Origin of the sequence: Brachybacterium sp. JB7 (genome assembly GCF_003335205.1) — a bacterium.
Classification (GTDB): domain Bacteria; phylum Actinomycetota; class Actinomycetes; order Actinomycetales; family Dermabacteraceae; genus Brachybacterium; species Brachybacterium alimentarium.
This window is the reverse complement of record NZ_QPGN01000023.1, coordinates 24,256-36,120: the sequence shown is the minus strand read 5'-3', so window position 1 is coordinate 36,120 and position 11,865 is coordinate 24,256. Positions and strand designations below refer to the sequence as shown.

General features: G+C 70.0%; 9 protein-coding genes. 3 read left to right on the top strand and 6 right to left on the bottom strand.

The genetic code is table 11. From position 1 onward, the window contains the following. Window positions 1-17: 17 nt before the first annotated feature. The 3 genes from CIK81_RS16440 to CIK81_RS16430 are packed head-to-tail and all read right to left on the bottom strand — an operon-like array spanning window position 18 to window position 6,132. Entirely contained in the window at window positions 18-2,744 is a 2,727-nt protein-coding gene (locus tag CIK81_RS16440; protein WP_114355913.1) for a GNAT family N-acetyltransferase, read from the bottom strand. After that, a complete protein-coding gene (locus CIK81_RS16435) occupies window positions 2,741-4,477 on the bottom strand; it encodes a lysine N(6)-hydroxylase/L-ornithine N(5)-oxygenase family protein (protein WP_241964231.1) in 1,737 nt (578 codons plus the stop codon). The genes CIK81_RS16440 and CIK81_RS16435 overlap by 4 nt, the downstream gene beginning before the upstream one ends. Beyond that, on the bottom strand, window positions 4,474-6,132 hold the full coding sequence (locus CIK81_RS16430; RefSeq protein ID WP_114355912.1) for an aspartate aminotransferase family protein: 1,659 nt from the start codon (window positions 6,130-6,132) through the stop codon (window positions 4,474-4,476). The genes CIK81_RS16435 and CIK81_RS16430 overlap by 4 nt, the downstream gene beginning before the upstream one ends. A gap of 416 nt (window positions 6,133-6,548) precedes the next feature. Between CIK81_RS16430 and CIK81_RS16425 the strand changes: the two genes are divergently transcribed. Further along, window positions 6,549-8,099, top strand: a complete 1,551-nt coding sequence (locus tag CIK81_RS16425; RefSeq protein ID WP_114355911.1) for an alkaline phosphatase — start codon at window positions 6,549-6,551, stop codon at window positions 8,097-8,099. 23 nt (window positions 8,100-8,122) lie between these two features. Continuing rightward, the gene (locus tag CIK81_RS16420) at window positions 8,123-8,971 is read left to right on the top strand and encodes a polysaccharide lyase family protein (RefSeq protein WP_114355910.1); all 849 of its coding nucleotides are present in this window, start codon (window positions 8,123-8,125) and stop codon (window positions 8,969-8,971) included. Between the two features lie 66 nt (window positions 8,972-9,037). On the opposite strand, the gene CIK81_RS16415 is transcribed toward CIK81_RS16420, so the two are convergent. Then, a complete protein-coding gene (locus tag CIK81_RS16415) occupies window positions 9,038-9,757 on the bottom strand; it encodes a GAP family protein (RefSeq protein WP_096166679.1) in 720 nt (239 codons plus the stop codon). A gap of 193 nt (window positions 9,758-9,950) precedes the next feature. Here CIK81_RS16415 and arr point away from each other — a divergent pair, with 193 nt between their 5' ends. After that, a complete protein-coding gene (gene arr, locus CIK81_RS16410) occupies window positions 9,951-10,379 on the top strand; it encodes an NAD(+)--rifampin ADP-ribosyltransferase (RefSeq protein ID WP_338022890.1) in 429 nt (142 codons plus the stop codon). 27 nt (window positions 10,380-10,406) lie between these two features. Here the strand turns inward: arr and CIK81_RS16405 are convergent, their stop codons facing one another. Next, entirely contained in the window at window positions 10,407-10,958 is a 552-nt protein-coding gene (locus CIK81_RS16405; RefSeq protein WP_255411096.1) for an amidohydrolase family protein, read from the bottom strand. A 21-nt stretch (window positions 10,959-10,979) separates the two neighbouring features. Next, the gene (locus CIK81_RS16400; RefSeq protein ID WP_241964230.1) at window positions 10,980-11,675 is read right to left on the bottom strand and encodes a carbohydrate ABC transporter permease; all 696 of its coding nucleotides are present in this window, start codon (window positions 11,673-11,675) and stop codon (window positions 10,980-10,982) included. Window positions 11,676-11,865: the final 190 nt, after the last annotated feature.

The window sequence follows — 11,865 nt, the reverse complement described above, 5'->3', positions numbered from 1 at the left end:
TGCACGGCCGTGCGGGGTCAGACCCCGCTCGTGGCGATCGCGCGGTCCGGACCCGCCTCGAGCGGACCCGTCGCTCCGTCGCGCGAACCGGCCGCCCCGCCGGTCGCTCCCTCCGCCCCCTCGGCCGTCCCGCCGGTCGCTTCCTCCGCCCCCTCGGCCGTCCCGCCGGTCGCTCCCTCCGCCCCGTCGGCCGGCACCTCAGCCACGTCCCGTGCGAGCGCCACCGGGTTGTCCATCCGCCCCGCGTGCAGCAGGGAGGCGGACTGGTCGCCGATGTCGACCATCTGCAGGGTGTTGCGCAGCTGCAGACGGTTCAGGCACGAGTGGGAGAAAGTCCGGGCGCGCAGGTCCACATCCCCGGCCAGGCCCTTCGCGGTCGCGGGATGGTCCGACTCGTACCGATCGAGCACGGCGGCGACCAGGTCCCAGAACTCCGTGGCGGGAAGCATGCCGTCGGCGTCGAGGATCCCCGACAGATGCCGCAGCACGCCGTCGAACATGTCGGTGAACACCGACAGCGCCTTCTCATGGCCGGGGAGCGGGGCACCGTCAGCCCCGAGCGCTCGGATGCGCGCGACGCCCACGGGCAGCGGGCGCTCGCCGAGAACGGCCGTCTCCTCGCCGATGTCCTTCATGAAGGCCCCGGTGACGACGTGGTCGCGCACGCGCAGGATGAGGTTCTCTCCGTGCGGCATGAACACCACGTCGTGCGCGAGCAGGGCGTGCACCAACGGGTACAGGTATGCGCTGAGGTAGCGGTCCAGCCATTCCTGCGGGGAGAGGCCGGAGGCGCGGATCAGCTCGGTGACCAGAGCCGTGCCCTCGTGGTCGCGGTGCAGCAGAGCGGCCATCGTGAGCGCCTGCTCGCCGTCCTCGAGCAGCGGCACGGGGTTCTCCCGCCACAGCGCGGCGAGCATCTTGCGATGCGGATTGGTGCCGGTCGTGCGGTGGTAGGCATCCCCGGTGTAGCCGAGCGCGGCCCGTTCGCGCAGCACCGAGAAGCCCGCGTCGGCGAACGTGGGATCCTCCGCGACCAGTGCGGCGACCCAGTCGTTGATCGCGGGGGTGTCGCGCATGTAGTGCGGGGAGAGTCCGCGCAGGAATCCCATGTTCTGGATCGCGAGCGCGACCTTCACGTACGGGGCGCCCGGGCGGGTGCGGTTGAAGAAGGTGCGCAGGGACTGCTGCGCCTGGAACTCGTCACCGCCCGGGCCCAGCGGCACCAGGTCATCGCGCGCGATGTCCGCTGCGAAGGTGATCGGCAGGCGATGCTCGGCCTGCCAGGGGTGCAGCGGGAGCAGGTGGTAGTCCGACGGGTCGAGCCCGCGGCAGGCGAGCCGATCGGTGAACGCATCCAGCTCCTCCGTGCTGAGCGCCTGGTGCAGGTGCTCCTGCTCGTCGAGCCCGTGGCCCACCGCGAGATGGCTCAGGCTGCGCCGCGCCGCGACCCAGAACAGGCGCGTGCGCGACCCGGTCTCGGGAGCGTACGCCCGGTAATCGCTGAGCGAGTACCCGATGCGCCCGTTGTTGGCCAGGAACCCGGGGTGCCCCTCGGTCATGGCCGCCTCGACCGTCTGCAGATCCGCCCCGACGAGTTCACCGGATGTGGGCCGACGCCCCTCCTGCGCATCGTCGAGTTTCGCGGCGCCGGCGGCGAAGGTCGAGGCGAGCTCCTCGAGATAGGTGGAGAGCAGGTCCTCGGGGATGCCGAGCGATTCCTGCAGGTCGAGGATCAGCTGCTGGGCGTCCAGCGGCTGGGGCAGATCGTTCACCCGGCGCACGATCGAGGCCTCCTCGACCAGCCAGTGCTCCAGCGGCAGCACACGAGCGCGGAAGGTGTAGACGGTCTCGCCGAGCTCGAGGAGCCAGCGGCGCTCGACGGCGAGGTCGGCGCCGGTGGCCTGCATCGGCTGGGTGGGCGCCGGGGTCGCGGCCGCCGGGGCGGGCGCATCGCCCGGCCTCCGTGCGTCGGCCTGCATCGGTGCATCGACCTGCGTCGCTGCGTCGGCCTGCACCGACGCAGCGTCGGCGCGGGGTGCGATCAGGCGTTCGTGAGCGAACTCCGACAGGGCCTTGGCGACCAGGTGGCGGTGCGCGCGAGCGGCCGTGCCGCGTGAGAGGTGGGCGTGCGGGGCGCGCTCGCCGGACCACCCCTGGCCCAGCGGGCTGGCGGCGAAGTCCTCCCGGGTGCACACGCTGAGCGCTGCCCGCTTGGTGTGTCCGTCGGCCACCAGGTCGATCTCTCGCAGCACCCGGAATCCGGCGGCCGCGTTCTTCGCGAGGATCGCGGTGTTGCGAGCATCCGGCTCGACGACCAGACGCAGCGCGTCCAGTCCTGCCACGCCGTCGGCACCCGGATCGCCGAGGCAGAAGGCGACCACATCGCGCATCACGGCGGCCGTGAAGCCGTGCACCGGGTTCTCGCCCGGGGGAGCGATGAGCAGGTGCATGCCCAGGTCGCCGGGCTGTTCGGGCAGTTCGTGGGCGGGGATCAGCAGCGACGGGCGGTAGGTCTCGACGTAGAAGAGCGGTGCGCCGGCGTCCCCGGTGTCGGCCGCGGTGCGCCGACGCCCGATCCAGCCGTTCTGCGCGGGATGCGCGGCCACGGTCTGGAGGTGCTCGCGGACCTGCTCGAGACTGTGATCCTGCATCTCCCAGAAGCGGGCATGCGGGGAGGTCAGCCAGGCGTGGACCGCCTCGGCATCCTGCGTGGGCCGGACCGGGGCGAGGGTGAAGGTGCTCATGAGGGGACTCCTGCGGGACGGGGGCGGGCAGCCTGGGTCTGATCCGCCGGGGGTGAGGTGCGGACCGGCGGATCCGCTGAGGGTGCTGCGGCCGACGGTGCCGCGGCCGATGGTGCTGCGGACGACGGCGCTTCGGCCGACGGGGCTGCGGCCGACGGCGCCGCGGTCGCTGCGGCGGCGGTCGGATCGTCTGCCGCAGCCTGCGGGTCGCGGTTCTCCTGCGGCGGGAGGCCGAAGGTCTGGAAGGCGATGCGGCGTTCGATCGCGTAGGGCTCGCGGCCGGTGATCGCGGCCAGCACGACGCTCGCGCGCCAGGCGCCGAAGCCCAGGTCGGGGGCGGTCACGCCGTGCGTGTGCTCCTCGGCGTTCAGCACGTGCAGCCGTCCGGCGTCGTCGACCGTGTAGTCGCGCGAGACGTCCAGGCGACCCTTGGCATCCCGTCGCACCAGGTCGGCGACGGGATCCAGGAAAGCGGGGATCGAGGAGCGGTAGCCGGTCGCGGCGATCAGGGCACCGGTGCGGTGCTCCCGCTCGGTGCCCAGCTGACCGTGCCGCAGGGTCAGCACGTGCTCGCCGGTCTCCTCGTCGACATGCCCCGCGGTGACGGCGACGTCGCTGAGCAGCGTGGTGTGCGGCGCGTGCCCACCCTGCCCCAGGCGGTAGAGGGTGTCGTGGATATCGTCCACGAGATCGCCGCTGATGCCCTTGTAGAGGCTGCGCTGCTCACGGCCCAGCCGGTCGCGCAGCTCCTCGGGAAGGGAGCGGTAGTGGTCGGTGTACTCCGGGGAGGTCATCTCCAGGGTGAGCTTCGTGTACTCCATCGCGAAGAACCGCGGGGAGCGGGTGATCCAGTCCAGCTGGATGCCGCGGCGGTCGGTCTCCTCGAGCAGGTCCCGGTACACCTCCGCGGCGGACTGCCCCGATCCCACGATCGTGATCGGCCCCGACTCCAGCAGGCGCTCGCGCGAGGGCAGGAACTCCGCGGTGTGGACGACCGGGCCGGAGCGTTCGCCGGCCTGTTCGCGCAGCATGCGGAGCGGCTCGGGCAGCACCGGAGCGGTGCCGACGCCGAGCACCACATGGCGGCCGCGATGCTGCTCGAGGCCCACCACGGCGCCGTCCTCATCGAGCACCTCTGCGGTGACCACGAAGTGCTCGTGCGGGCCGGCGGAGCCGACAGGGCTAACGGATTCGACGGCGGCGCGCGAGCTCGCCGCAGATCCGTCGTCGGCCGCAGCAGCACCCTCGGCGTTCTGAGCCGTCTCCACGGCGATCACCCTGCGGCTCCAGCGCAGCGAATCCAGCTGGTCCGCAACCCAGCGGCAGTACGCGTCGTACTCCGAGCGCAGCGGATAGAACGATTCGCGGATGTAGAACGGGTAGAGCCGCCCGGTGGCCTTGAGGAACGCCAGGAACGAATAGCGCGAGGTGGGATCGGCCATCGTCACCAGATCCGCGAGGAAGGGCACCTGGATCGTGGCGCCGTCCAGCATCATCCCCGGATGCCAGCGGAACTCGGGGCGCTGGTCCAGGAACACGGCGTCGACGTCCTCGAGCGGGTCCGAGAGCGCGGCCAGGCCCAGCCCGAACGGGCCGATGCCGATGCCCACCAGGTCATGGATCGGTCCCCTGTCCGCTGCCGGGAAGGACGTAGAGATCGTCGGGGTTGCCGAAGCTGCCGAAGCTGCGGAGGCTGCGGAGCTCTCCGCGGTCGTGCCGTCTGCGGGGCTCATCGTGCACCTCCCGCGGCGACCGGAGCGGAACCCGTCGCACGGGCGGAGGGCGCTGGGACGGACTCGGCCCCGCGGATCTCGTGGTCGGAGAGGTCGATCCCGGCCAGCAGTCCGCGGCCCGTGGCGCGCACCAGGTCCAGCACGGCGGCGATGTCCAGCACGGTGGCCTCGGGATTCAGCAGCGTGAGCTTCAGCCAGGGCGTGCCGTCGATCGTGGTGCGGGCGACCATCGCCCGGCCCGACTCGAACAGCACCCGTCGGATCAGCGGCACGAAGCGGTCCGCCGTCGCGGGATCGGTGCCGGCGGGACGGAAGCGGAACAGCACCGTGGACAGGTCCGTCGAGCCCAGCACCTCGAAGTCGGGATCGGTCTCGAGCAGGCCTCGGACGTCCGTAGCCAGATCGCACACCTGGTCCACCATCGTGCCCAGTCGATCCGGGCCCAGCGAGCGCAGCGTGGTCCATAGCTTCAGCGCGTCGAACCGCCGCGTGGTCTGCAGGGACTTGTCGACCTGGTTCGGCTCGGCATCCTTCCCGACGGCCTCGGCCGCGGGGTTCAGATAGTCCGCGTGCCAGGTCGAGGCGGAGAGCTCCGCGGGGTCTCGCACGATGAGCGCGCTCGAGGAGACCGGCTGGAAGAATGTCTTGTGGAAGTCGACCGTGATCGAGTCTGCGCGCTCGATGCCGTCCAGCAGGTGGCGTCGCGCGGGAGAGATCAGCAGGCCGCCCCCGTAGGCGGCGTCCACGTGCAGCCAGATCCCGTGCTCAGCGCAGAGGTCCGCAGCGGGATGGATCGGGTCGATGAGCCCACGATCGGTGGTGCCCGCCGTGAGCGACACCGCCATCACGGTGCGATCCTCGGCCTGGGACTCCTCGATCGCGACGCGGAGGGCGTCGGGATCCATCCGTCCGTCCTCCGCGCAGTCCACCGTGACGACCGCGTCCTCGGGCAGGCCCAGCAGCATGGCGGAGCGCGCGACCGAGAAGTGGCCGACGGGGCTGGTCAGCAGGCGCAGCCGGCCGATGGTCTCGTGCCGCGGTGCGGGGGACTTCCGGATGGCGTGCTCCCGGGCGAGGAACAGCGCCTGCAGGTTCGACTGCGTGCCGCCCGAGGTGAACACCCCGTCGCCGGCCGCGAATCCGATCCGCTCGGCGGTCCAGGTGATCAGGCGCTGCTCGATGAAGGTGGCCACGAGCGACTGGTCGTAGGTGTCCACCGAAGTGTTGATCGCGGCGAGCATCGCCTCGGCGGCGACCGCGGGCAGCACGACCGGGCAGTTCAGATGTGCGGTGTACGAGGGGTGATGGAACCACACGGCGTGGCGCGCGTAGAGCTCGTCGGCCTCGCGCAGGGCGGCGCTGTCGCCGATCCCGGCGGTGTCCAGGTCGACGTCGGCGACCATCGCCTCCAGCGCGCGACGATCCGGGCCGACGGACGGGGAGGAGACGCTGCGGAAGCGCTCCGCGACGGTGTCGACCACCTCGTGCAGCAGCTCCGCATAGGTCTCGGCGGACGCCGTGGTCAGCAGGGTCGGGGGCCCGTCGGCGCGTGCACTCTCGGTGGCGGGATCGCTCCCGCCGCCAGGGGCGGGGAGCGGATCGGTCGAGCGGGGACGGGCCAGGGAGGGAGGCACGTCCTGCGTCAGATCTGTCATGGGGAGAGAGCCTTCCTGCGCATGCTGAGGGCCGACGGGGACTCGTTCCGCGCTGCCCGGAGAGCTGAGCGCACGGCGCGATTCCTACGGACCTCGATGAGTGAGGTTTGGCTACCCTAAGTACGGTCGAGTGGAAAAGCGCAACCTCTGACCATTGGCGACATGAGATACGCCACGATCCTCTGACCTGGTCAGATGTCCGAGAAGTCGGGTCCTTGGATGTCGGGACACGCTTCCGGCCGAGCTTCTCTCACCGTGCCCCGCGCTGCCGGCCGCCCGTTCTCGCTGGCTGCGCGCGCCGAGCTCACGGGTTCCCGAAACGCCCCGGTCGACCCGAATTTCTGCATTCGCCATCCCCGCGACACCAGGACGTGATCGACTCGCTGAGGTATCCGCACTCGACCCCTGGAGACCTCATGCCGGCATCCGTCGCGCCCGCCCCCGTCAGCCGTCGCCGCCTGCTCCAGGCGAGCGGCGCCTCCGCCGCCGTGATCGCCCTGGGCATCCGCGCACCGCAGGCGCAGGCCGAGACCGCGCCGCAGCCCGAGGGGCTGTTCTCCCTCGGCGTGGCCTGCGGCGCGCCCCGGCCCGACGGGATGGTGCTGTGGACGCGCCTCGCCCCGGAGCCCCTCGCGGAGGACGGGCACGGCGGGATGGAGGGCAAGGACGTCACCGTGCGCTGGCACGTCGCGAAGGACCCGGAGTTCCGACAGATCACCGCCCGCGGTCAGGCGCTCGCCCAGCCCGCGCTGGCCCACGCCGTCCATCCCCGCGTGGAGGGCCTGGAGCCCGCCACCGACTACTTCTACCGGTTCTCGGTGGGACGTCAGAACAGCCCCGTCGGCCGATTCCGCACCCTGCCCGCCGAGGGCGCCGAGGTGGAGTCCTTCAACGTGGGGGTCGTGTCCTGTCAGGCCTGGTACCACGGCCATTTCACCGCTCACAAGCATCTTGCCGCCGAGGAGGAGCTGGACCTCGTGGTGTTCGTCGGCGACTACATCTACGAGTACGGCATCACCGAGTCGAACCTGTGGCGCCAGGGCGTCGAGGTGGGGCCCGCCCATCAGGTCGAGGCGGAGACGCTGGAGCAGTACCGGCTGCGCTATGCCCTGTTCAAGTCCGATCCGCACCTGCAGGCGGTCCATGCCCGGGTGCCGGCGGTCGCCGTGTGGGACGACCACGAGGTGCAGAACGACTACCTCGGCGGCAGCTCGAGCACCGGGGTCCCCGATGACCTGTTCGCCCATCGCATCGCCGTGGCCTACCGCGCCTTCTACGAGAACATGCCCCTGGACGTCGAAGCGCTGCCCGACGGCCCCGACAGCGACATCACCACCGGCTTCGACGTGGGGAACCTCGCGCGCCTGACCCTGCTGGACACCCGCCAGTTCCGCGATCCCGCGCCGACGGACCCGGAGGACCAGCAGCGCCCGGAGCGCTCCATGCTCGGCGCCGAGCAGGAGGAGTGGGCGAGCGAACGGCTGGCAGACTCGCCGGCCACCTGGAACATCCTGGCCAACGGGGTGGTCGTCGCCGCGATCACCGAGGACCGCGTGGATATGTGGGACGGCTACCCGGCGGCCCGGCAGCGACTGCTGGACGCGATGGCCGGCGCACCGAACCCGGTGGTGCTCACCGGTGACATCCACAAGCATGTGGCCACCGAGCTGCTTGCGGACTTCTCCGATCCCGGCAGCGGCACCGTGGGCGTCGAGCTGATCTGCACCTCGGTGGGATCCGACGGGGACGGCGCGAAGACCGACGCGTACACGCCGGACTGGCTCCAGCACGAGTACGTCAAGCATTACGACGGCCGCCGCGGTTACCTCCATCTGCGCCTGACGCCCGAGGAGCTGGTCTCCAGCTTCTACATCGTGGAGTGGGTGGAGGCGGATGACACCGCGCCCAAGCTGCTCTCGGCCCGGTTCACCACCCCCGCGGGCGACTCCCGCCTGATCCCGGCCTGATCGCGGCCGGCAAGGAGCACCCCATGAGTTCGACCCCCGACGCCGTCACCGGCCTCACCGCCCACCCTGCCCTCGCCTCGATCGAGCTGACCTGGGATCCCCTGGGCTGGGATCCGCTGATCGACCATTTCCGGATCTACGCTGTGGCGGGGGAGGCGAGCCCCGGCGAGCCCGATGAAGCTGACCTGCTGGGCAAGACCGTCTACCCCCGGTTCGTGCATGTCGACCTCGACCCGGCCGGGGAGACCTGGACCTATCGGGTGCTGGCCGTCTCCGACGCAGGGCTGCGCGGCGAGGCGAACGACGCGATGACCGGCACCTCGCAGCCCTCGGTGACCGCAACCGGCCGGGAGATCGCCCGGATCGGGGACTTCGACGGCCGCACCCTGGAGCTGCACCTCGCCCCGAGCTCCTACGAGCAGATCGCCGTGGACTACCCCGACGCGGTGATCGAGTACGAGCAGGGGGTCGACGAACCGGGCACCGCCTGGCCGTACCTGCTGCCCGGGCCGGGCGATGCCTGGGCGGGGTCGACGGCGCATCGCGCCCGCTGGACCCTCACCCTGGACGGAGAGCCGTCGGCCCCGCACGATCTCGCGATCTGGCTGGTGGACACCACGCGCCTGGGCGGGATCCTGCGGGTGCGGGTGAATGAGAAGGCGATGGCAGACATCGAGCTGCCGACGGGCAGCACCCGCGGCTCACGCGAGGGCGACGCCACGCTGCCGGATTCCCCCTTGCTGCGGTCCTTCCACGAGCTCGAGGTGCCCGAGGGTCTGCTGCAGAGTGGCGAGAACGTCATCGAGTTCGAGCTCGCCGAGGGCGGCTGGGTGGCGTGGGACGCGGTAGGGCTGTTCGCGCGGGAGGGCTGAACCGGGCCGGTCCGCCGTTCTGCCCTCTCGGTCAGTACTCGATCGTGCTGCAGCTGCGGGAGGTGCTCAGCGCAGCGAGAGCAGCTGGCGCAGCCAGGGCACGTGGCCCCCGAGCAGGGAGAGCACCCCGTCGCTGAGCACCACCAGCGCGATGAGCGCGAGCACCACGGCGAGTGCGCTCTGCAGCGGGCGTCGGCGTGCGGCGAACCAGTCCGCCATGCGGCGCACGATCCGTTCGTGCTTCCCGATGGCCGCGATCACGGTGAGCGTCACCAGGGGCGCCTGGTAGACGAGGTTCCACAGCACGAGCAGGCCGATCCGCAGCGCGAGGACCTCTTCCTGGGCGGCCATTCCCACCGCGATGGTGAAGGCAGGGTCGGCGAGGGCGGTCGCGGAGAAGGCGACGCCCGCGGTGAGCATCGGCCACAGTGCGAGGCGCGCGGGGGAGCTGCGCCGTGCAGGTCCCTCGCGCGGCAGGGGTGGCCGGCGGGCAGAGCGCCACTGGTGGACGGCGAAGCCGCCAAGAGCGAGCCCGGCGACGACCTCGACGCTGCCGATCGCGCCGTTGGAGTGCAGGATCGGATGCAGCCAGCGCCCGAGCACATCGAGCAGCGGGTGCAGGACCAGCGTGGCGACCACGATCACCGCCGCATAGCCGGCCCAGAACGTGAGCAGGTGCCGGAGGCGCCCGCCGCGCAGCAGGACGCCGGTCGCGATGACCCCGCCGAGCACATCCATGGTGAGAGCGGCGAGCCCGAGGAAGGCGAGGGTCCCGGACAACGTCATGGGACAAGCGTACGAGTGCGGTGGTCAGCGGCACGAGGGGGAGAACCGCAGGGTCCTCAGGGGGACACCCCGACGCCTCAGCTGCCACAGAGGGCCTGACCGGGTGCGCTGCTCAGGGCAGGCTGCTGAGGCCTGCCGCTACGGTGATGATCCCGGAACCTGCCGAGGTGCCGGGCCCCGAGGAGACGAGAGCATGATGACCGAACCCGCACCCTTCGAGGTGTACGAAGAAGGCGTCTACCTGCACGGCACCAAAGCGGTGCTCGAGCCCGGAGATCGGCTCACACCGCAGCAGCCCTCGAACTATCGCGATGACCTGGCGATGAGCCACATCTACTTCACCCAGACGCTGGCCGCCGCGGCCTGGGGAGCCCAGCTCGCCCAGGGCGAGGGACAGCCCCACATCTACGTCGTGGAGCCGACAGGAAAGGTCGAGGACGACCCCAACGTCACCGACAAGCGCTTCCCCGGCAACCCCACCCGCTCCTACCGCAGTGGCAAGCCGGTGCGCGTGGTGCGCGAACTCGAAGGCTGGACCGGCCACAGCCCGGAGAGCGTCCAGGCCATGCGTGAAGGTCTCGCGGAGCTGCGTCGCGAAGGGCACGACGAGATCATCGACTGAGATTTCGCCGTTGGTCGATTCCTCACATCATGCGGAATAGACGATCTCGTCAACCTTGATGGTGGTGAGCACCTCGAGATCGCGGAGGTCCTTCGAGGCCGTGTTCAGAGGATCGTCCGACAGGATCACCAGGTCTGCCCGCATGCCCTCACGGATCAGGCCCTTGGAATGCTCTTCGCCGTATTGATAGGCGGCCTCGACGGTCACTGCGCGTAAGGCTTCCCAGGTCGAGATGCGGTGAGCGGGGCCGATTTGCTGACCCGTGTGGCTGCTGCGGTTCACGGCGGCCCAGATCGTCAGGATCAAGTCCGGCGGCGTGACGGGGGAGTCCTGGTGCAAGGTGACGCGGACACCCCGATCCAGGGCGGAGCGGGCGGGGGATATCCGGTGCCCACGCTCGGGGCCGAAGTTGCGCAGGTGCACATCGCCCCAGAACCAGGTGTGCACGGAGAAGATCGAGGCGATCATACCGACCGGGGCCATCCGGTCGAGTTGGTCGTCGCGCACGGTCTGGGCGTGGATCATGACCGGCCGCGCTTCGAGGAGCGCGGGTGTCTCGGCCCCGACACGCTCGACCAGCCTGATACGGCCGATGGATCCTCAGCCCTTGACTCCGCTGGAGACGATGCCTTCGACGAATTGCCTCTGTAGAAGCACGTAAAGGGTCAGTGGTACGAGGAAGGTCACTGTTGCGCCAGCCATCACCAGCCCGTAATCAGTGGTGAACCGTCCCTGGAGGTTCGCGGCCGCGAGCGTCACGGTTTCCATCCCGGCGTCCGTGATTGAGACCAGGGGCCACAGGAAATCATTCCAGGTAGACAGGAACGTGAAGACCGCCAGCGCAACGATCACCGGTCGCACCAGTGGAATGACGATCCGTAGGAAGATCCGGAAGTCGGTGGCACCGTCGATCCTAGCGGCGTCAAGCAGGTCGTTCGGAATGCCCTTCATAAACTGTCGGATCAAGAACACACCGAAGGCATTGACCACCGGCAGCGCCAGTGCGAGGTGTGTGTTCAGGAGCCCCAGGTCGCGTATAATCCCGTACAGCGGAATCAACGTGACCTGGCCTGGGACCATCATGGTCGCGATATAGATCCAGAACACAGCCTCTGAGCCCGGGAAAGGGTTCTTCTCGAAGGCAAAAGCTGCCATTGAGCACACCACAATATTAAGCACGCAAGCGATCACCACGACGATCACGCTGGTCAGGAGCGCCTGGGCAAACTTATTTTCCAGGAACAGTCGCACGTAGTTGTCAAGGGTGAAGTCAGCTGTATTGAGGGTGGCGGTCATCCGCATGGTTTCCTGGACTGACGTGACCGCCATGAACACGAATGGCAGTGCTGCTAGCCTCGATCTTTCATGGGGTCGGTAGGTCCGCTCGGTCGGCGTCGTTGCCGATCTTTGCGGACTCATTCTGGCATGAGGGTGTGACGGTCCGCCGCGTGTCGGTCGCGGTGGTCGGGCGTCCAGGGCCGTGGGT